Genomic DNA, 19,685 nt, shown 5'->3' with positions numbered 1-19,685 from the left:
TTTATGGAAGGCGTATGTATAATTTTGGATAATCAACACTCGTGGTTTCTCATCTTTTTTCTCCTTTAATAGTTTCTATTAAAATAGACGCATCTTACCAATCTATTGAGGGGTTTGCTCTATTCTCTTCTCATTCTTTATTTAAATACTGAATAAGGAACTTTCACTTCCGGCATTCCCGCTGCATAAGGCGCCACTTCGTATTCATAAAACTTAATAACGATTCCATTCGCGGTAAAATAGAACGGACGTTGGCTGTTAATCTCTATACCAGACAACTCTTCTGTAAAAATGGCCTCGCCGCGATTTGCCCGGTTTGTTAAATCAGTAATCGCATATTTTTTAATCTTATTCAAAGCCGACTGGCTTTTTGCCACATCGCTTAAATACAAACGCTGGCCAGTCAAAACGTTAAAATTATACGCGGTTACTGTAGACATTCCATGTGCGCCGCCAGTATACATATAATCGTAAATTAAAATGCTAAGCAGATTGTTCTCATTATATTTCACTTCATAGGACATTTTATATTCGTAATCTAACATAGATTCTGGAAAATCCCCGCTATATTGCTCACGGTGTTCTTGTTCCGTTCGTTCTAGTTCCATATAAGCGTTATAAGAGGCACGAACGTGCTTTGCAAGTGTTTCATTAATTTTATCTTGGGCAGATTTGCTGATTAATCCTGTCACTTGAGGGTAATCAAAAGTATCCTTATAGGTGCGTTTAATAATTTTTACTCCTAACGCCTGCAGCTTTTCTTTCGATGGAGTCTGATATTTGACCCGATTGTCCCGATCAATAAAATATCCGCCGCCAAGGCCAAGTTTTCCTGGTAGAAACGTATAGATGCGGTACACCTCACCCGGATTTAATTTGCGAACTACTTTTTTTGTTGTTCCATTCAACTTGTAGAGCTCTGTCGGCTTAATGATGGTAGCTTTGCCAATCTGTCCTTTCTTTAATTCCATTCCATCCCATAGTACTTTCGCTAAAGCTTCATTATAAAAAGGACTCGCGAACATAAATAAAAAACAAACAACTACAGACGTAATCCACTTTTTCACGAATATTTCCTCCCCACAAAGATGAAATAAACAGGTGATAATAGCACCATAAAAATTTTACCTCATTTTTCATATAATTGTAAATGTTTTTTATAGATAAGCTACCAAAGTAAAAGATAGCACCGCTACTAAATCGGTACCGTCAAGAATTTTGTGTAATGTAATGGGGTAGGGTTTCTCTGAAATGGATTTGGAATGAATAGGGAACTAGTTTCCTCCACACAGGAGACTGAATATTCAGTCTCCTGTGTGGAAAGGGAGAATCCCCCTATTTTGTTTATTTACAGTATTTGGTTAATGATAACGTTCTTCAAACATTCGCTCGAGGGCTTCATGCGCTTCGGCAAATCCTCGCAACTTTCGCCCTGCCCATTTCTCATTAAAATCTTGAATGGTTAAATACACGACTTTTTCCGCAGCTTCTAAACTGCTCAAACTGTTCATCGGCTTTAGACGTTTCCGAATTTCCTTGATCGTTCGTTCGATGGCATTGGTCGTATAAATCACACTTCGAATACTGCTTGGATCATCCATAAATGTAAGGAGGACATCCAACTCATTGGCCCAAGATTNNTTGAGATCCTCGGCCACTTCGAATTGGTCTTTTTTCCGAACACGGCTGAGGGTGTTGCGGACTTTGTGCACGACACAGCGCTGCACATCGGCTTTCGGATACACCGCCCGAAAGGCTTCCTCCAGCCCCGGAAGGCCATCGAAGACGCCAAGAAGCACTTCCTTGACGCCTCTTTGGTAGAGGTGTTGAAGAATTTCCTGCCATACATAGGCGCTTTCTTGTCCTCCCACAAAGAAATCAAGAATTTCGCGATATCCTTCTTCGTTCACCCCTAACACCACATAAATGACTTCTTTCTCCACGGTTTCGCGACGAAGTTTTACGTATAAACCATCCAAATATAAGACGGAATAACGCTTGTGCAGTGGACGAGTGTGCCATTTCTCGATGTCTTCCTTCACTACATCGGTAATACGGCTGATCGTTGCAGGAGAATAGGCATTGCCTAAAATTCGTTCAATAAACTTGCCAATTTCACGCGTACTCATGCCACTTTGATACATCCTGATGATGGCTTCCTCAAGCTAGCCGGTGTGCCGTTGGTAAGGAGCAAACAACTGTGTTTGAAATTCCCCGTTTCGGTCTCTTGGAACCAAAAGACCCTCAATCCGGCCATATTGCGTATCTAGATTTCGCTGATAGTAGCCGTTTCTCATATTCGGCGTTCCAGCCTGTTCGATTTCAAGGAAATGTTTGATTTCTTCCCGCATAATCAGTTCTAATTTTTCTTTTACAAACTGACGAATGGCATTTTCCAGTTGATTTGCCCAGTCTACATTCGGTATACTTTTAGACATAGGTAGGGTTCTCCTTTCTCTAAGATTTTTGGTCCAATCAGAGAATACCCTACCTTTTTTCTTTTGGTCTAGCAAAATGCTTTACACAAAATTTTATACATCATCATTAAAAGAAAATCTCTATTTTCCTCTCTTCTATCCATTTAGCGAAATTTGCATTTTTAATTTCTGTATGGAATGACTGTCCATCTAACGAATAAATGACCTTCCTTGACTCGTTTCGACCGCTACTCTGCACAAAAGCATAGATTTCTTCTGAGCTTAATTCCGTATTCTTAATGGATAATTGTAGAATACAGTCATAAGACAGCAGGATGTATTGCTCTTTAAACATCAAAAAATCATCGACACCTAATATTCGAAATAAACTTTCGTTATTTACAAAAGTATTATACATCGTATATACACCTTTGCCGTCATCACTACATATATAGGCAGGACCGTAGTACTGATGAACAAGCAATAATGAGAAAAAACAAATAAAGCGCTCTCCTGCATTATTTCCGTTATGTAAAATGATTTGTCTCAATTTCGGAAGATCCGAAAAAGAGGATAATTCACATCGTTCCAGATTATTAATAATATCTCTATTTACTCTGAAAGCTTCCAAAGCTAGTTGTTTCATCGCATCAAATATGTATTGCTTTTTCGTCATTCCTTTTTCTAATAATTGATAAATGGTTTCCATCGATATAATGTATAGCTGTTTCTTCGCCGATAATTGTTTGAAAAGCTCAAAGTGATAATTATTATACCGTTCCTTTGTGGGTATATTCCTAAAAGACTCTTCTAACACTACATCAGGAATAAGAAAAACCGGGGACTGATGAAACGCCTGCAGCAAAAGCGGCAAATTTGATATTTGTTTTCTCAATTTCGTTAAAATCATATTATCTAACATATAAAATGTTTGGTGTTCGTTTAGTGACTGGTACAATTGCTCCGTATTATCTGAAATAAACGGACGAACCGATTCTAAAACAGGAGAATCGAGGACCTTCATCCTTTAGTCCCCCTTTGATCATGCACTGACGCCAACACTTGTTCATATAGCTTATCATAAGATTTTTTAATCGATTGAAGATCCTCCTCATACATCAATCCTTTTGCTTTTTCATACAATTCATCAAACCCGCTGATGTTTATTGTATAACTAGGCTCGAAAAATGATTTGTCTATATCATGAGGAATACGATTTCTATAATCATAGTCCAATGCATTTTTCGCTTCGTTAATCGTGATCAATTCGTTTTGAGCAAGTTTGACAATTAACGCTTTATACGGGATCTGGAAGATACTGATTAATCGCATAATTTTTTCTGGGAGAGATTGTTTCGTATGAGCAGTTTCTAAAAATTGAAAGCTTCTTTCTAACACAAAGTCATTAATTAAAAATTCGGAAGCGAAGAGATTAGGAAGCCGCTCTTTTTCATCATAAATATGATCAATCATGATAAAATTTTGGTCAGGGTTCTTAATTTTATCTCTGTCAAAAAAGAAATGATAAAACTCGTGCGCCCACATGAAATTTTCATATATTCTCGGCTGTGCGGTATTAATATGGACATAATAATCACCGTTATAGTAATACACAAGCCCACCATAGTCAGCATTTTGAATCGGAAACTGCAATACATTTGCATGCTCGTAAAGATAAGTTTTTATAAAATCAAGCGGCTTTACATGAGCAAGAGGATCTCCGAGGGAGTAAATACGGTCCATCGCCTTTTTAATTTTCGGCAAATGTGTTTTGTTATGCTCTAGAATCATTTCAAGATTATCTTTTGTAATCAATGGACTACCCCCTTGGATTTTCCGAATTTGTGACTGATTTTAAAACATCGATCAGTTCAACAAATTCGCTAAAAAGATGCATGCCCTTTTTTAATTCTTCGTCCACTGTACCGTGAAACGAAAGTGCCACATAATTCATAAATGAATCAGATCGGCTACGGTCAAACGTTTTTTCTTTGAATTCCATATCTGCCTTGTAAAAAAAGAACGGATCTTTAATGCGGAATAGCTTATTGATCTTTGCAACATACTCCTCCACATTTCCTTCGCCTTTTAAGAAATTATAATAAGCTGTCTTCTTAATACCAGTGCGTTCCATCACCCATGAATGTTTAATACCTTTACTTTCTATATATTTTTTGACATTCTGACCTACAATTTTGTTTGTATTTACCATACATTTCACCTCCGTATCTACAATAAATTATAAATAAGAATGTAATTGATTTTCTATATATTTTCCTCAAAAAACGGAATATATGATTATTTTATGCAAAAAATTATTAAAAAGTTCTCGATAAAACTCATTTTTTCCTTAAAAAGAGGAATGTATTGCTATATGTTGCCTCCTTCCCTTATAACTTTTTAGCTAAGAGGTCAGGGGATTCTTCCTAATTGCACAAAAATAAAAAATCGTTATCTTCATTAGCTTTTCGAGTATTCTAAAACTAAAATAACTTCTTCTTTATATTCGTTTTTTCAAATTTTTGTATCACAAACTTCATCAGCAACTTTTTCATAAAAATAATCAAGTACAACACGTTTTTTACTCATCGAATTACATTCTCCTTAACGCCTGCATATGGTCTTCTCGTGATGTGTCTACATAAATAGCGGTTGTTTGTATACTTTCATGCCGAGCAAGATAACGGCGCCAAACAGCGATACGTGAGCATGATGGCCGAACGTCGGCACTTGCTTTTGACGGCCAACCTCTGACCATGTCGTACACAACACATGATACGATCGGATATGCGTTTCATCGATGTACAACANNTCGCCCAGGGGCAAAATCCCGATGAAGCAGGAGTTCCAGGCCCCCTTCGTTAAACAGCGACACATAATGGGAAACGGTTTGGCGGCACACGTTGACCATGGAGGCCACGTCTTTGCCCAAATAGCCTTCTATGACCAGGCGGACGGCATCACACGTTGGCGGAGATGAGCGTTTTTGATCTTCCGTTCCTGCTTGCGGAGTTTCCGGGGCGTCCATCCATGGTTGTCGGTGATGTTGAGACGTTTCATGCAGAATTCCGCTCCCTCTAGAAATGTTGATTTATCAAGGCTTTTCGGCCCCTCAGGGGTGTCCAAAAAATATTTTTCGACAAAATCCCTTACATCCTTTTTCAGTTTTGTGGATATCTTACAGACCTAGGGTACGCTTCGTGGTCATGGCTGGGGATATTTTCCTTACGTGGGGAGAAGCGTATTCGATGCACCCTTTGGATCTCCGCGTCGCTGATGAGGACGAACCCTCCCATGTCTCCGGGCGTCTTGGCGCCAACATTCCCTCGTTCGGTCTCGTCATCAGGCGGAGGCCGGCCAAGCTCCTTTGGGGACTCAAGGTCGAATGGATGAAATCACGCCAGCTTCTCCGGTGTCATCTGGTTGTCCAACGATTCTTCCGTTCGCAGGGGGAGGCCTTAGGCCGCCCGTTGCACTTGGGACAAGACGTCCTGCTTCATTCGCTCCGCGTCAAACGCTTGTTTCTTCGTACAAATCGCAAACAGCACATTCAACAGCTTCCGGCACAAGGCGACGATGGATTGCTTTCCGGTCAGCGGGTTGACGGATCGGGTCGTGTAATATTCATGCAGCTCGCGAAACGCCTCGTTGTGCCGGATCAGCGGAATCATCGCCCGAAACAGCACCGAGCGCAACCGTTTCCGTCCCCGTTTGGAGATGTGCTTTTGCCCTTTGCGCTGGCCGGAGGAGTTCTCCTTGAGCGTCAGGCCTGCCAACTTCACCAATTGGCGCGGGTCCCGATAATGGGCGAAGCTGCCGATCTCCGCCTCCAATTGGCGGTATCGGCGGACGAGCGCGGCGATCTCAAACCGGGCCATCGTCGTCCCTTCCGTCACCCCAATGGAGTCCTTCGCGGCGTTGATCAACGCCTGAATTTTGGCCTTCTGCGGGCATTTCAGCCCTTCGCTTTGCCGGTACACCTCGATGAGCTCCTCGGCGGTCCGACCCGCCATATCGGCCGGAAACGGCGTCCACTCCAACACCGAAAGCGCCGTTTTTCCCAGATCGCGAAACACCATCCAAAACTCCGGAAAATACCGGTCGGTCCAGCGGATGATCGCATTTTTCACCGCCGTCTGTTCCTTGCGGAGCTTCTCTTTGAGCGTGCTTCCCACGCGCAAATCGGCTTCGATCTCGTGCAGCAGCCGGGGAACGAGGAATCGTCCGTCTTTTGCNNCGACCGGCACACATGCGCCGGGTTGACCATGACCAACGGGATCCTGTGCTCCTCGAGGAAGTAGGCCAGGTTCAACCAGTAGTGCCCGGTCGGCTCCACCGCGACGATCACCTCTGACTTCCCAAACGCTTGCATCGCCTCCTGAATCGCTTTATACAGCTGCTGAAACCCCTCTTTCGACTGGAAGATCGGGAACGACTTGCGAAGCACGCGCCCCCGGTCATCCACGAAGCAGGCGTAGTGGGTTCGTTTCGCGATATCGATGCCCACGACAAGCGTTTGTTCCGTGACTTGATCAATTTTATAGTTTTGTGTACAATTCATCTGAAGTCCTCCTTGGTATGGTGAGTGATGTGGTTGACACCCCTGCATCATACCAAGAGGGCTTTTTTTGATCAAGTCCCCGGAAAAGCTCCTAACGGGAATGCTTCTTTCCCATGCTTTTCCTTAGGAGCAGTATAACCAGAGTGGGCACCGCTTATGCGAAGGTTAACTTTTCAATGAGCATGTATATAGGCTTAATTGCTTGCGAAACTTCAATTGTGAAAGCAAAATAATGAGCCATGTCCAAATGGCGCCAAATATCGCGATGCTCGTCACCCATTGGAACACTTTTTCCGATACGTAGTTCAAGTAAACGCCGACAAGCATGACAAGCGCGGTAGCGATCAAGGAGACACCCGGGACGCCGCGGCTGTTTAACCGTCCGAATGCGGTTGGCGCTTCTTGCTGTTCAGCGAGGTTGAACAGCATCCGGCTCGTGCTGAAAATGCCGTTGTTGCATGACGATAAAGCCGCAGTCAAGACGACGAAGTTAATGATTCCGGCAGCCGCATGAATGATAGTTTGTAAATAAACAATGTTTCCAAAATATTATTTATAGAATAGTTTGAATAGTTCAGGGAATGATCGAGATTGCCCAGCGGCATCCTATTTTGTACAATAGGAAAGCACAGGCGAAGAGGAACGGAGCGAAGGTGATCGACATGGAAGAACGGGACATGAAGACGTTTCTTGCCCAGCTGCAGCAAGAAGGGCTGCTGACCGAGCAGACGCGTCCGGTTTGGGAAATGATTTTGCCGAAACGATTAAAACGAATGTATGACGTTCTTAACGAGCGCACCCGTTATATTACGGTTTTGATTGAAGCGGTCGACGACCCGCACAATCAGGCAGCGGTGCTGCGGACAGCCGAGGCGTTCGGCGTTCAAGACATCCATATCGTCACGGGAAAAGCGCCATTTTCGCCAAACCGGCTCGTGACGCGCCATGCTGACCAATGGCTGACGCTTCACCGGCAGCCTGATATCGAAACCGCCATCAACGACTTAAAACAGCAAGGGTATCAAGTGTATGCCAGCTATCTTGGCGAGGGGACGATTCCTCTTTCCGACATCGATGTATCCAAACCGACGGCGCTTTTATTTGGCAACGAACATAGCGGCGTATCCGATGAGGCGCTGAAACTCGCAGACGGGACGTTCGTCATCCCGATGTACGGCTTCGTCCAAAGCTTTAACATTTCCGTTGCCGCGGCGCTGGCGCTGTACGATGTGACTGAGCGCGCCCGCCGCCAAGCCGGAACGCGCTATTATTTATCGTCGAATGAGAAAAAAGCGCTCTACCAACAATGGATGTGGCAAACGTTGAATCCGCGCATCCGCAAACAGCTTGAGCTGCAAGGGTATACCATTTAACTTCCCTCCGAAAGAAGTCTTCTACTTCTAAACGTGAAGGTGCGCCAGCATCAGTGAAAGTGGGAGATGAATGTCGGTTGGCGTTAGCCAACGAATAGGATAGAATATGGCTAGAACGGACACCTTCGGAACGAAGGGAAGCGTAAAGGGTTCTTGTGTGTGGCTTACCGTTCAGCGAACACACACAAGTCGCTTGAAGCCCCCGCCTCTAAGCGAAGCGTAGGTGGTGGGTAGTTCACATACAAGAAACGGCCGGATTTTTTGGAACGTAGGGATCCGGCCGTTTTTTTTTGATGTCCTTTCCTTCCTTCAATCCCTTTTCCCATCAATATTTCCCTGAACGAGGAAAACAATTGGCGATTTCTTGAACAATGATTGAACAGTTTGTGACAAATGTTTTGCTGATTTATGAACTTTTTCGCTCATTCGTTTCAAACATTTTCAATTTTGATATGGTAGAGACAAAAGAAAATGCATGGAAGGCCCCGAAATGGTTGGGGCGGAAGAGGGAGGACCGATAGCGATGAAACGGGCGAGATGGCGCGCGGTGCTGGTTTTGCCGTTTTTGTTTTTGCTTGGGGGCTGCGTGGAGCGCACGGCCGTGCTCAATCCGCAAGGGCCGGTGGCGCGCATGCAGTATGATTTGATCATGTGGTCTGTCGGCTTTATGTTGTTCATTATTGTTGTTGTATTTACGTTATTTGCCGTTTTTCTCATTCGTTATCGCGAGAAGCCGGAAAATGCCGGCTATGAGCCGCCGGATGAGGAAGGGAACACGTTGCTTGAAGTCGTCTGGACGGCCATTCCAATTTTGATTGTCGCTGCGCTCGCTGTTCCAACAGTGAAGGCGACGTTTGCGTTGGAAAAGCCGCCGACCGAGACAGTGAAACCGATCACGATCCATGTGACGGCGGCGAACTGGAAATGGATTTTCAGCTATCCGGAAGAAAACATTGAAACGGTCAACTACGTCCATATTCCAGCCGGTGTGCCGGTCAAGTTTAAGCTGACTTCGGTCGGGCCGATGAACTCGTTTTGGGTGCCGGAATTAGGTGGGCAAAAATATGCGATGGACGGCATGGAGACAGAGCTGATTTTGCAAGCCGATAAGCCCGGTTCCTACATGGGGCGGAGCGCCAACTTTTCCGGGGAAAAGTTCGCCCATATGGAGTTTGAGGTCGTCGCACAAACGGGAACGGACTTCCGCAAATGGGTAAATGAAGTGAAACAAACCGCCCCGAAGCTCGATGAGAAAAAATATACACAAATTTTAAAACCGGGGCTTGTTGGGCGAATGACGTTTTCGAACACCCACTTACAATGGATTGACCATGCGAAACAAAACAGCCATCATGCAGATGGAAAGCCAATGAAAAACGACGATCAAAGCGATGAAGCGATGACAAACAGTCATCATCATGGGGAGTAGGAAAGGAGGAGCGAAAGATGAAATGGAGCGAGTTTTTTGTCACGGGTGAGCCGCTCATTTATGCCGCCGATGTCGCCATCGTCTTGACGATGGTCGGCATTGTGTTTGTGTTGACCTATTTTAAAAAATGGAAATGGCTGTGGAACGAATGGCTCACGACGGTGGATCATAAAAAGATTGGCGTCATGTACATTATTTGCGCAGTTTTGATGCTCTTCCGCGGCGGCGTCGATGCGCTTTTGATGCGGGCGCAGCTGACCGCGCCGAACATGAAGTTTCTTGACGCGCAGCATTACAATGAAATATTTACGACGCACGGGACGATTATGATTTTGTTTATGGCGATGCCGTTCATCATCGGTTTGATGAACATTGTCGTTCCGCTGCAAATCGGGGCGCGCGACGTCGCGTTTCCGTATTTGAACGCGTTAAGTTTTTGGCTCTTTTTCTTCGGTGCGTTGCTGTTTAACATTTCCTTTGTCATCGGCGGATCGCCGGATGCCGGTTGGACGGCGTACTTCCCGCTCGCGGGGAATGAGTTCAGCCATGGCGTCGGCAACAACTATTACGCTGTCGCTTTACAAATTTCCGGGATCGGAACATTGATGACCGGGATCAACTTCCTTGTCACGATTTTAAAAATGCGCGCGCCGGGCATGACATTGATGCGCATGCCGATGTTTACGTGGACGATTCTCATTACGTGCGTGCTTATTATTTTCGCCTTCCCGGTATTGACCGTCGCCTTGGCATTAATGACGTTCGACCGCGTATTTGGCACGCAATTTTTCACGATGGCCAATGGCGGCATGTCAATGCTCTGGGCGAACTTGTTCTGGATTTGGGGTCACCCGGAAGTGTATATCGTCATTTTGCCTTCGTTCGGCATTTTCTCGGAGGTCGTCAGCACGTTTGCCCAAAAACGCTTGTTTGGTTATAAGGCCATGGTCGGTTCGATCGTCGGCATTGCGTTCCTGAGCTTTATCGTTTGGGTGCACCACTTCTTTACGATGGGCGCAGGGCCGGCAGTGAACTCTGCCTTCTCGATCACGACGATGGCGATCGCGATCCCGACCGGGGTGAAAATTTTCAACTGGCTGTTTACGATCCGAAAAGGGAAAATTCGTTTTACAACGGCGATGCTTTGGTCGCTGGCGTTCATTCCGAACTTTGTCATCGGCGGCGTGACGGGGGTTATGTTGGCGATGGCGGCGGCCGATTATCAATACCATAACAGCTATTTTCTGATTGCCCATTTCCATTACGTGTTGATCGCGGGTACGGTGTTCGCCTGCTTTGCCGGTTTGCATTATTGGTATCCGAAAATGTTCGGCCATATCTTGAATGAACGGCTTGGCAAGTGGACGTTTTGGCTGTTTATGATCGGCTTTAACATCTGCTTCTTCCCGATGTATTTCCTCGGATTGATGGGGATGACGCGCCGCATGTACACGTACTCGGCTGGTCTCGGCTGGACGCCGCTCAACGTCGTCGCGACGGTCGGGGCGGTGTTGATGGGCATCGGGTTTATCGTGCTTTGTTACAACATTTATTACAGCGCCCGCTACGGCGAGCGCGACATGACCGGCGACCCGTGGAACGGGCGGACGCTCGAGTGGGCGACCGCGTCGCCGCCGGTGCATTACAATTTCCCGGTGACGCCGGTTGTCGAAGATGTGGATGCCTATTGGGTGATGAAGAAAAAATATGGCGGCTTCCACGTGAAAGAAGAAGACTTGAAGCCGATCCATATGCCAAGCAACTCAGGACGCCCGTTTTGGATGTCGGTGGCGTTTTTCGTCGCCGGGTTCGGCCTCGTGTTCAAATGGTTTGCGTTGGCTATCGTTGGTGCGTTGTTCATTGTGCTTGGATTGATTCTCCGCTCATTTGAAGACGATGATGGCTACCATATTCCGGTTGACGAAATCAAACGGATGGAACGAGCGGCGCGGAAGGGGGCGTAACGAATGGGAGAAGCTGCACATCGCTATGATGAAACGCTGCCGTTGGAGTATCGGACGCAAGAGAGTCGGTTGAACATATTGGGCTTTTGGATTTTCCTCGGGGCGGAAGTCGCGCTGTTTGCGACGCTGTTTGCGACGTATCTCGTCTTGTTCCAACGGACCGGCTCGGGGCCGACGGCAGCGGAGCTGTTTGAGGTACAAGACGTTCTGATTGAAACGCTGTTGCTTTTAACGAGCAGTTTTACGTGCGGGTTGGCCATTTTTGAAATGCGCCGCGGCCGCATAAGCGGGCTCATCGCTTGGCTGCTCGTGACGCTTTTGCTCGGCGCCGGGTTTATTACGTTTGAAATTCGCGAGTTCATCCATTACGTCCATGAAGGAGCGACGATGCAGACGAGCGCATTTTTATCAAGCTTTTTCGTGCTCGTCGGCACGCACGGCGCCCACGTCAGTTTAGGAATTGGCTGGATGATTTTGATCATCATCCAGCTCCTCCAGCGCGGCTTTACGCCGAAAACAGCGCGGAAAGTGTTTATTGTCAGCTTGTACTGGCACTTTTTGGACGTCGTTTGGATTTTCATCTTCACGCTCGTCTATTTGTTAGGGATGGTGATCTAACCATGGGCACGAACGGCCATCACGAATCATTTCCGTGGAAACATATCATTGGGTTTTTGTTGTCGCTCGTCTTGACGTTTGCCGCTCTTTGGGTGGCGCTCTCATCCGGACTGCCGCTCAAAGCGGTCATTGTCATCATTGTTGTGTTTGCGGTGATTCAAGCAAGCTTGCAGCTGTTTATGTTCATGCATGTCAACGAAAGCGACAGCGGCCGCATTCAAACATTCAACATGGCGTACAGCTTCTTTATCGCCATTGTCGTTGTCGCCGGTTCGATTTGGGTGATGCAGTTTGTGTTGTAAAGCGAGGCTGGCCGGGGATTCGGCCGGCTTTTTATGTTCAGAAGGACTTTTGTGGTTGTCATAGATGCCTGAAATGGGGGAGCCGTTGACGGAACATTGAAGAGATGGGGAGGCAACATGGTTGCATTATAGGGGGCATGATATGTGCCTAAAAAAAGTCGTCTTGCCTCGAACAGGCAAGACGACTTTTTACAGCACTTTTGATAAAAACGCTTTCGTCCGCTCATGCTGCGGGTGGTCGAACAAGTCTTCCGGCTTCCCTTCCTCGACAATGTAGCCGCCGTCCATAAACAGGACGCGGTCGCCGACTTCACGGGCAAAGCCCATCTCGTGGGTGACGACGACCATCGTCATCCCTTCATTGGCCAGCTGCTTCATGACCGAGAGCACTTCCCCGACCATTTCCGGGTCGAGCGCTGATGTCGGCTCGTCAAACAGCATGATTTTCGGTTCCATGGCGAGCGCCCGGGCGATGGCGACGCGCTGCGCCTGCCCACCGGAGAGGGAGTCCGGGTAGACATGCGCTTTGTCTTGCAGCCCGACTTTGGCGAGCAGCTCCATCGCCTTCGCTTCCGCTTTTTCACGCGGCCATTTCCGCACTTTCATCAGTGCCAGCGTGATATTGTTCAGCACCGTCATATGCGGAAACAAGTTAAAGCGCTGGAACACCATTCCGACTTCTTCCCGCACTTTATTTAAGTTCGTGTCTTTCGCCTTTAAATTAATGCCGTCAATAATAATTTCACCTTCATCGAAATCCTCAAGCAAGTTTAAACAGCGTAAAAACGTCGATTTTCCCGACCCCGATGGGCCGATGACGACCACGACTTCTCCTTCGCGAATATGGACATCGATTCCTTTTAAAACTTGGAGCGAACCAAACGATTTTTTCAGCTGGCGTACGTCAATCATTGGGTCGAATACTTCCTTTCAAGATAGTGTGACAGTTTGCTTAACGAAAGCGTTAAGAGCAAATAGATGAACGCCACTGTTAAATACGGCTCCCAAACGCGGTAATACTCACCCGCGGCCGCTTTCCCCCAATACATGATTTCCGGGGCGGCGATGACCATCCCAAGCGACGAATCTTTAATTAAGACGATAAACTCGTTCGCAAACGGCGGAATCATTCGCTTTAACGCCTGCGGCAAAATAATGTAGCGCATCGCCTGCGCATGCGTCATCCCAAGCGAGCGGGCCGCTTCCATTTGCCCTTTGTCGATCGACTGGATGCCGGCGCGGAAAATCTCGGCCACATACGCGGCCGAGTTGAGCGACAGCGAGACGGCCAGGGAAGCGACGGCATTTGGCTGGGCGAAAAAGAGCGGCATGGCGCCGAAATGGACGAGCAAAATTTGCACGACAAGCGGCGTACCGCGGAAAAAGTTAATGTACCACGAAAACGGCAAACGAATAATCGGGTTGGACGACATTTTGCCAAGGCCGATGAACAGGCCGAGAATGAGGCCGAACACGATGCCGGCTAATGATACGCCGATCGTTACGAGCAGCCCTTGCCAAAAGTAAGGGGCGTATTCAACAATAATATCAAAACGAAAATCCATCGATCTCACCTTTCTCTACGAAAAATGCGTAACTTGCGGGTAGTTACGCATTTTCTTTGTTCGCACGCTTATTGTTGTTTTAATCGATCAAGCTTCGGTTCTTTTCCAAACCATTTTTTATAGATTTCAGTGTATTTGCCGCTGTTGATGACGTTTTTTAATGCTTCGTCCACTTTTGCTTTCAATTCGCTGTTTTTTGGGAAGATCATACCATAATATTCTGAAGCGAAGTTTTTTGGATCCTCAATGACTTGCAGTTTTTTATTGGGATTGTTTTTCACGTATTCGTTCGCCACTGCATTGTCCGTGATAACAGCATCAACGCCGCCGTTTAGAAGCTCCATAATGGCAACGACTGTTGTTTCGAATTTTTTAATATGAGGGCCTTTCCCAAAAAGCTTTTCTGCTGCTTCTTGACCAGTTGTCGCATTTTGCACGCCGATCGTTTTCCCTTTTAAGTCAAGGGCGTTTTTCACCGGGCTGCCTTGTTTGACTAAGATGACTTGTGTTGCTTCAAAGTACGGAGCTGAGAAATCATAAGATTGTTTCCGCTCGTCCGTAATCGTAATGCCGGAAATGCCCATGTCGATTTCTTTGCTTTGCAGCGAAGCGAACAGCGGATCCCAGCCGATGTTTTTTAATTCATAATCCAAGCCGGCTTCTTTCATCACCGCATCCAAAAGGTCGGCGTCAAACCCAACAATTTTTCCTTTTTGCATATATTCAAATGGCGCAAACGCCGCGTCCGTCCCGACGGTGATTTTTTGCTTCCCTTCTTTTTCAGCGCCTGACGGAGAGCTTGTTTCTGTCGACTTGCCACAAGCGGCGAGCGCCATAAACAACGCAGCAACGACCGCTACGATCAAACCTTTCTTCATTTTTAACATCCTATAAAATCCCCCTTTGGAATCATTGTCGATGAACGATTATCATACTATCAATATTTTTGTTATTATGCAATAGGTTTTATAAAAATAATTGTTTGAACATTTTGGTACTGCCGTATAAATGGGGAAAAGGCGCATTTTTCAATGTTTTTCGCCACATTAACTGAAGGGCATATGGCTAATATCATTTCGTGTGCATTTTTATAAAATAATTTTTTATGTATAAAAAGACATAAACGATTGATTTTTAATTTACAGAATATTATACCAGAAAGAGGGTAGAGTTGGCAAAGGTTTTGTCAATTTGTTTATTATAGCGGTATGGAAAAATAAATACTATTGTGTAAATACTATCAATTTCGTTATGATGAAAGTGGTGACAAGACAGTAGAGGAAGGAGAGTCCATATGGTTTTATTTTCCGTCATTGTGTATTTAGTCGGCATGCTTTGGATTGGCTATTGGGCGTATAAACGGACGTCGAATTTGTCCGATTATATGCTTGGCGGCCGGACGCTCGGGCCGGCGGTGACGGCGCTCAGCGCCGGGGCTTCCGACATGAGCGGCTGGCTGCTCATGGGGCTGCCGGGGGCGATGTATGTCGATGGGGTGAGCGCCGCCTGGATCGTCATCGGCTTGACGCTTGGCGCTTATGCAAACTGGTTGTTTGTCGCGCCGCGCTTGCGCGTCTATACGGAAGTAGCGAACGACTCGATTACGATTCCGGAGTTTTTGGAAAACCGTTTCGGCGATGCGTCGAAATTGTTGCGGATGGCATCTGGGATTGTCATTATGGTCTTTTTTACGTTTTATGTCTCGTCCGGCCTCGTTTCGGGGGGCGTTCTGTTTGAAAACTCGTTTGGTGTCAGCTACCATACGGGCTTGTGGATCGTCGGCGGCGTTGTCGTCGCTTACACGCTGTTTGGCGGCTTTTTGGCCGTCAGCTGGACGGACTTTGTCCAAGGGACGATTATGTTCATCGCGTTGATTTTAGTGCCGGTCGTGACGCTGTTCCATACAGGCGGGCCGGTGGATACGATGGAGACGATTCGCGACATCGATCCCAACTTGTTGAATATATGGAAAGGAACAAGTTTTCTTGGCATCATTTCATTATTCGCCTGGGGGCTTGGGTATTTCGGCCAGCCGCACATTATCGTCCGCTTTATGGCCATTAAGTCGGTGAAAGAAATGAAAAGCGCCCGCCGCATCGGCATGGGTTGGATGATTTTCTCGGTTGTCGGAGCGATGTTGACCGGTCTTTTTGGAATCGCTTACTTTTCGCAGCGCGGCATGAAACTTGATGATCCGGAAACGGTGTTTATTCAACTCGGACACATTTTGTTCCATCCGATTATTACTGGGTTTTTGCTGGCGGCGATTTTAGCCGCGATTATGAGCACCATTTCATCCCAGCTGCTCGTCACCTCGAGCTCGCTGACCGAAGACTTGTATAAAGTCGTGTTCCGCCGCGCGGCTTCGGATAAGGAGCTTGTCTTCGTCGGGCGTTTGTCGGTGCTCCTTGTCGCCATTGTCGCGACAGCGCTGGCGTATACGAAAAACGACACCATTTTAAACTTGGTCGGCTATGCGTGGGCTGGGTTTGGCGCATCGTTTGGCCCCGTCATTTTGCTTAGCTTATGCTGGCGGCGGATGACGAAATGGGGGGCGCTCGCCGGCATGGTCGCTGGGGCATTGACGGTCATTCTTTGGACGCAATCCGCCTACTTAAAAGGGCTGTTGTATGAAATGATCCCCGGTTTTGCCGCCAGCTTGGCAGCGATTGTGATCGTCAGCTTGCTGACGAAGGAGCCAGAAGGGAAAGTAGCTGAACAATTTGATCGATTCAAGCAGTTGCTGTCCTAAAAATAGGCAAAAGGGTGTCCCCTTGCGCAGGGGCACCCTTTTTGTCGTTTAGGACTATTTCACTTGATTCCAATCCGGGTACAAGTCGATGCGCCGGTCGCGCCATGTCGCGACCGATCCTTTTTCCCGCACTTTGCGAAGAAGCGATAAGTCGAGGTCAGCCGTAATGACCATGTCGTCGTTGATCTCGCCGGCCGCAAGCACGCCGCCGGGTGGGAACGGGATGTCGTTGGGCGTGATGACGGCCGCTTGGCCGAAATTGGCGCGCATAAAGTCGACCGTCGGAAGCGACCCGACCGTGCCGGTCGTGACGACATACACTTCGTTTTCGATGGCCCGCGCGTGGCAGCAATACCGTACGCGGTAAAACCCGTGCCGGTCATCGGTGCACGACGGACAGAAGATGACATCTGCCCCTTTGGCGCGCGCCATGCGAACGATTTCCGGAAACTCGATGTCATAGCACGTCAAAATGGCGATCGTCGCTTTGTCCGTTTCAAACACATGCACGCCGTCGCCTGGAGCGATATTCCACTCGTTGACCTCAGTCGGGGTGATATGCAGCTTCGCCTGGCGATGGACCGTCCCGTCCGGCGCAAACAAATGGGCGACATTGTACAGCTTGCCGTTTTGGCGGATGACATGCGTGCCGCCGATCAAATACATGCCGGTGTCTTTAGCGAGCGACACAAACAGCTCGGTGTATTTTTCGGTATAATTCGGCAAGTCATCAATCGTCGCTTGCCGTCCGTCGTCAAGCGGAATCGAGAGCAGCTGGGTGGTGAAAAATTCCGGGAACAACACAAACTCAGCGTCAAACTCTTGCGCCGTTTTGACGTAATGCGTCACTTGCGCGGCAAATTCATCAAACGAACGGATGGTATGAAGATGATATTGGACAGCCGAGACGCGCAATGGCGGCACCTTCCTTTCTATTTCTATATGGCATCTATTTTAGCGCCATGCAAATCGTTTGGAGGCATTTGCTTTTTCGGTATGCGCAGGCCTCGCTCCCTTCCTAATTCCAAGGAGGGGAGTTGCGGAAAAAGACAAGGACGAGGCCTTGTCTATTGTTCGCCGTAGCGGCGGTACGCGCCGTGATGCGTCGGCCCGACGTATTCGTTGAGCGGGAACGAGTGGCGGATGGCGGCGGTGATGAACGCTTTGGCCGTCGCAATGGCGTCTTTCACCGGCCGGCCTTTCGCCAGTTCGGCGGCAATGGCGGCCGAGAACGTGCAGCCGGCGCCGTGCGTATACGTCGTGTCAATCCGTTCCGACTCAAGCAGCTCGAACGTTTTGCCGTCGTAAAGGACGTCAACCGCATAGTCGTGCGGAATTTTCCGTCCGCCTTTGACGATCACATATTGAGCGCCGAGCTCATGAATGCGCCCGGCCGCCTCTTTCATGTCCTCAACCGTTTCAATGCGCGGCAGGCCGGCTAGCTGCGCCGCCTCAAACAAGTTCGGCGTCACGACCGTTGCTTTTGGCACGAGCGTTTCCCGGTAGCACACCGTATTTTCCGGGTGGAGCGGCTCATCCGCCCCTTTGCACACCATAACCGGGTCGATGACGGCGTTTTTCAAGCCATGTTTTTCAATGGCGCGCGCTGCCAATTCAATGATATCCGTCGTCGGCAGCATCCCCGTTTTGAAGGCGTCGACGCCAACGCCGACGATGATCGTCTCAAGCTGAGCTTCGATCGTCGCCAAGTCCACCGGAAACACTTGATGCGCCCAACGGTTGTGCGGATCCATGGCGACGATCGTCGTGATCGCCGTCATTCCGTATACGCCAAGCTCTTGGAACGTTTTCAAGTCCGCCTGCAGCCCGGCGCCGCCGCTGCTGTCTGACCCGGCGATCGTTAACGCTTTTGGCATCGTCATCGTCATCACTCCTTTGTTCTACAAGATTATATCATGAAGCCGCCCTCAAGGACGAAATAGTTGTTCTACATCAACAGAAAAACCGTCAAGCGCGCGCGAATAGGCCATGCCGGTTTCTTTCCAGACGCCGGCTTGTTCATATTGTCCGTCGTCATTGAGCGAGTAGATTTGCACAACAGAGTGCATAGGGTTCACGATCCAATATTCACCGACTCCGTATTGCATATACAAGTTCAATTTGAACACGAGATCATACGCCTGGTTGGAAGGACTTAAAATTTCAATGATCAACGTTGGGACGCCGACAAATTTGCTGTCCGTTAATCCGCTTCGATCGCAGATCACGGTTAAATCAGGGACGACAATTTTCTTGCCTTCGATTCGTTCGTTCTTTAGTTCGATATCAAAAGGGGCATGAAACACTTCACACGGCTTTCCTTCTAAAAAATGGAACAGTTGGACGTACAGCCGTCCCGATAGGCGTTGGTGCTGGGTCGAAGGGGAGGGAGACATCAACACAGCGCCATCAATATATTCTAAAATACGATCGGTTGTTTCCCGCATGCGATAAAATTCTTCAAGCGATACCGCCTGTTTTCCCGGAACGTTCACGAAATCACCTTCTTTCCCGCTTTCTATTTTCATTATACACGGCCTGCTTTGCTGAACGAAAATGATTTGGCATAACGCAACAGGGGGCATACTCCCATACCCGTCAAGTTAGCGGTATAAAATTTTTAAGACGATACTCGTGTTCATCCCCGCAGTGAATGATGGGGATCACATCCATTATTGGGCATACCAAATACCCCTCCAGAAGA

18 protein-coding genes and 3 pseudogenes are annotated in these 19,685 nt (G+C 47.5%); 6 read left to right on the top strand and 15 right to left on the bottom strand.

All coding sequences use genetic code 11. The features are described 5' to 3' along the window. Positions 1–137: 137 nt before the first annotated feature. The 9 genes and pseudogenes from ETR37_RS15715 to ETR37_RS15670 form a co-directional block, all read right to left on the bottom strand. The gene (locus ETR37_RS15715) at positions 138–1,067 is read right to left on the bottom strand and encodes a DUF3298 and DUF4163 domain-containing protein (protein WP_033017510.1); all 930 of its coding nucleotides are present in this window, start codon (positions 1,065–1,067) and stop codon (positions 138–140) included. Positions 1,068–1,361: 294 nt separating this feature from the next. After that, positions 1,362–2,438 (bottom strand): annotated as a pseudogene (locus ETR37_RS15710) (IS256 family transposase). 106 nt (positions 2,439–2,544) lie between these two features. After that, the gene (locus ETR37_RS15705) at positions 2,545–3,441 is read right to left on the bottom strand and encodes a hypothetical protein (RefSeq protein ID WP_129447496.1); all 897 of its coding nucleotides are present in this window, start codon (positions 3,439–3,441) and stop codon (positions 2,545–2,547) included. After that, a complete protein-coding gene (locus tag ETR37_RS15700; RefSeq protein WP_129447495.1) occupies positions 3,438–4,232 on the bottom strand; it encodes an ImmA/IrrE family metallo-endopeptidase in 795 nt (264 codons plus the stop codon). Before ETR37_RS15700 ends, ETR37_RS15705 begins: the two co-directional genes overlap by 4 nt. A 4-nt stretch (positions 4,233–4,236) precedes the next feature. Then, on the bottom strand, positions 4,237–4,629 hold the full coding sequence (locus ETR37_RS15695; RefSeq protein WP_033013770.1) for a hypothetical protein: 393 nt from the start codon (positions 4,627–4,629) through the stop codon (positions 4,237–4,239). A 425-nt stretch (positions 4,630–5,054) separates the two neighbouring features. Further along, the gene (locus tag ETR37_RS19865) at positions 5,055–5,225 is read right to left on the bottom strand and encodes a transposase (RefSeq protein WP_174520702.1); all 171 of its coding nucleotides are present in this window, start codon (positions 5,223–5,225) and stop codon (positions 5,055–5,057) included. Beyond that, positions 5,212–5,328, bottom strand: coding sequence for a hypothetical protein (locus ETR37_RS20820; protein WP_483299683.1), 117 nt, complete (start codon positions 5,326–5,328; stop codon positions 5,212–5,214). The genes ETR37_RS19865 and ETR37_RS20820 overlap by 14 nt, the downstream gene beginning before the upstream one ends. A gap of 547 nt (positions 5,329–5,875) precedes the next feature. Next, a pseudogene (locus ETR37_RS15675) lies at positions 5,876–6,978 on the bottom strand (IS110 family transposase). Between the two features lie 165 nt (positions 6,979–7,143). Then, positions 7,144–7,494 (bottom strand): annotated as a pseudogene (locus ETR37_RS15670) (amino acid permease); the annotation flags it as partial. A gap of 146 nt (positions 7,495–7,640) precedes the next feature. On the opposite strand from ETR37_RS15670, the gene ETR37_RS15665 reads away from it, so the two are divergent. From ETR37_RS15665 to qoxD, 5 genes are all read left to right on the top strand, one after another. Further along, positions 7,641–8,351 carry a TrmH family RNA methyltransferase gene (locus ETR37_RS15665; RefSeq protein WP_033008879.1) on the top strand — a complete coding sequence of 237 codons (711 nt, stop codon included), beginning with the start codon at positions 7,641–7,643 and terminating at the stop codon, positions 8,349–8,351. Positions 8,352–8,868: 517 nt separating this feature from the next. Continuing rightward, positions 8,869–9,780 (top strand): cytochrome aa3 quinol oxidase subunit II, encoded by a 912-nt coding sequence (gene qoxA, locus ETR37_RS15655; protein ID WP_483299684.1) that lies wholly within the window; start codon positions 8,869–8,871, stop codon positions 9,778–9,780. Positions 9,781–9,797: 17 nt separating this feature from the next. Beyond that, positions 9,798–11,744, top strand: coding sequence for a cytochrome aa3 quinol oxidase subunit I (gene qoxB, locus ETR37_RS15650; protein WP_020754200.1), 1,947 nt, complete (start codon positions 9,798–9,800; stop codon positions 11,742–11,744). Positions 11,745–11,747: 3 nt separating this feature from the next. Continuing rightward, positions 11,748–12,362 (top strand): cytochrome aa3 quinol oxidase subunit III, encoded by a 615-nt coding sequence (qoxC, locus tag ETR37_RS15645; protein WP_129447493.1) that lies wholly within the window; start codon positions 11,748–11,750, stop codon positions 12,360–12,362. A gap of 2 nt (positions 12,363–12,364) precedes the next feature. Continuing rightward, positions 12,365–12,664 (top strand): cytochrome aa3 quinol oxidase subunit IV, encoded by a 300-nt coding sequence (gene qoxD / locus ETR37_RS15640; protein ID WP_013146682.1) that lies wholly within the window; start codon positions 12,365–12,367, stop codon positions 12,662–12,664. Positions 12,665–12,853: 189 nt separating this feature from the next. Here qoxD and ETR37_RS15635 read toward each other — a convergent pair whose 3' ends face one another. The 3 genes from ETR37_RS15635 to ETR37_RS15625 form a co-directional block, all read right to left on the bottom strand. Next, positions 12,854–13,576, bottom strand: coding sequence for an amino acid ABC transporter ATP-binding protein (locus ETR37_RS15635; RefSeq protein ID WP_015376110.1), 723 nt, complete (start codon positions 13,574–13,576; stop codon positions 12,854–12,856). Further along, complete coding sequence (locus ETR37_RS15630; RefSeq protein ID WP_011232918.1) at positions 13,573–14,229, bottom strand: amino acid ABC transporter permease; 657 nt, start codon at positions 14,227–14,229, stop codon at positions 13,573–13,575. The genes ETR37_RS15635 and ETR37_RS15630 overlap by 4 nt, the downstream gene beginning before the upstream one ends. Before the next feature lie 68 nt (positions 14,230–14,297). Further along, positions 14,298–15,116, bottom strand: a complete 819-nt coding sequence (locus tag ETR37_RS15625; RefSeq protein ID WP_015376109.1) for a basic amino acid ABC transporter substrate-binding protein — start codon at positions 15,114–15,116, stop codon at positions 14,298–14,300. A 407-nt stretch (positions 15,117–15,523) separates the two neighbouring features. On the opposite strand from ETR37_RS15625, the gene putP reads away from it, so the two are divergent. Further along, a complete protein-coding gene (putP, locus tag ETR37_RS15620; RefSeq protein ID WP_015376108.1) occupies positions 15,524–16,981 on the top strand; it encodes a sodium/proline symporter PutP in 1,458 nt (485 codons plus the stop codon). A gap of 54 nt (positions 16,982–17,035) precedes the next feature. Here the strand turns inward: putP and ETR37_RS15615 are convergent, their stop codons facing one another. From ETR37_RS15615 to ETR37_RS15605, 3 genes are all read right to left on the bottom strand, one after another. Beyond that, positions 17,036–17,896, bottom strand: a complete 861-nt coding sequence (locus ETR37_RS15615) for a carbon-nitrogen hydrolase family protein (RefSeq protein ID WP_060788805.1) — start codon at positions 17,894–17,896, stop codon at positions 17,036–17,038. A gap of 152 nt (positions 17,897–18,048) precedes the next feature. After that, complete coding sequence (pdxK, locus tag ETR37_RS15610; protein WP_053915334.1) at positions 18,049–18,864, bottom strand: pyridoxine/pyridoxal/pyridoxamine kinase; 816 nt, start codon at positions 18,862–18,864, stop codon at positions 18,049–18,051. A gap of 45 nt (positions 18,865–18,909) precedes the next feature. Beyond that, positions 18,910–19,509: a Uma2 family endonuclease gene (locus ETR37_RS15605; protein WP_015376105.1), complete on the bottom strand. Its 600-nt coding sequence runs from the start codon at positions 19,507–19,509 to the stop codon at positions 18,910–18,912. Positions 19,510–19,685: the final 176 nt, after the last annotated feature.

Origin of the sequence: Geobacillus sp. PK12, from assembly GCF_004123125.1 — a bacterium.
GTDB lineage: Bacteria > Bacillota > Bacilli > Bacillales > Anoxybacillaceae > Geobacillus > Geobacillus zalihae.
This window is presented reverse-complemented; position numbering and strand designations above follow the sequence as displayed.

What these genes read in the sequence shown, in the direction of transcription:
- ETR37_RS15705 (WP_129447496.1), bottom strand. Translation starts at nt 3,441, where the DNA reads ATGAAGGTCCTCGATTCTCCTGTTTTAGAATCGGTTCGTCCGTTTATT.
- ETR37_RS15695 (WP_033013770.1), bottom strand. Translation starts at nt 4,629, where the DNA reads ATGGTAAATACAAACAAAATTGTAGGTCAGAATGTCAAAAAATATATA.
- ETR37_RS15665 (WP_033008879.1), top strand. Translation starts at nt 7,641, where the DNA reads ATGGAAGAACGGGACATGAAGACGTTTCTTGCCCAGCTGCAGCAAGAA.
- qoxB (WP_020754200.1), top strand. Translation starts at nt 9,798, where the DNA reads ATGAAATGGAGCGAGTTTTTTGTCACGGGTGAGCCGCTCATTTATGCC.
- qoxC (WP_129447493.1), top strand. Translation starts at nt 11,748, where the DNA reads ATGGGAGAAGCTGCACATCGCTATGATGAAACGCTGCCGTTGGAGTAT.
- qoxD (WP_013146682.1), top strand. Translation starts at nt 12,365, where the DNA reads ATGGGCACGAACGGCCATCACGAATCATTTCCGTGGAAACATATCATT.
- ETR37_RS15635 (WP_015376110.1), bottom strand. Translation starts at nt 13,576, where the DNA reads ATGATTGACGTACGCCAGCTGAAAAAATCGTTTGGTTCGCTCCAAGTT.
- ETR37_RS15630 (WP_011232918.1), bottom strand. Translation starts at nt 14,229, where the DNA reads ATGGATTTTCGTTTTGATATTATTGTTGAATACGCCCCTTACTTTTGG.
- ETR37_RS15625 (WP_015376109.1), bottom strand. Translation starts at nt 15,116, where the DNA reads ATGTTAAAAATGAAGAAAGGTTTGATCGTAGCGGTCGTTGCTGCGTTG.
- putP (WP_015376108.1), top strand. Translation starts at nt 15,524, where the DNA reads ATGGTTTTATTTTCCGTCATTGTGTATTTAGTCGGCATGCTTTGGATT.
- pdxK (WP_053915334.1), bottom strand. Translation starts at nt 18,864, where the DNA reads ATGACGATGCCAAAAGCGTTAACGATCGCCGGGTCAGACAGCAGCGGC.
- ETR37_RS15605 (WP_015376105.1), bottom strand. Translation starts at nt 19,509, where the DNA reads ATGAAAATAGAAAGCGGGAAAGAAGGTGATTTCGTGAACGTTCCGGGA.